We start from the raw sequence: 332 nt of genomic DNA, 5'->3' as shown, positions 1-332 counted from the left end.
CACTTAAGGCCTGTACTACCACTTCAGGTTTTAACCCTGGAATGGATATATTCAATATATGAGGTGCTCTTTTCTCAGGAGAATTTATATAAACACCGTTAATTGTCCGTGTTCTCATTTCAATAGACCTACTAATTGAATCAATTTTCTTTACATGGTGTTGGTAGTTATCTAAAGTAATTCGTAAAGCCTTAACCATTGCTACAGCTCCTGGAACATTTTCAGTTCCTGCCCGAAACTTCCCTTCCTGACTTCCGCCAGAAAACAATGGGTCTAATAAAACACTGTTTCTTCTTAGTAAGATTCCAGTACCTTTTAGTCCATGTATTTTA

At 36.7% G+C, this 332-nt stretch carries 1 protein-coding gene; it reads right to left on the bottom strand.

All coding sequences use genetic code 11. From position 1 onward, the window contains the following. Window positions 1-332: aminotransferase class V-fold PLP-dependent enzyme (locus tag AOA61_RS30920; RefSeq protein WP_143521227.1), on the bottom strand; the 332-nt coding region annotated here is incomplete at both ends.

Origin of the sequence: Pseudomonas sp. 2995-1, assembly GCF_002742505.1 — a bacterium.
Taxonomy (GTDB): Bacteria; Pseudomonadota; Gammaproteobacteria; order Pseudomonadales; family Pseudomonadaceae; genus Aquipseudomonas; species Aquipseudomonas sivasensis.
This window is presented reverse-complemented; position numbering and strand designations above follow the sequence as displayed.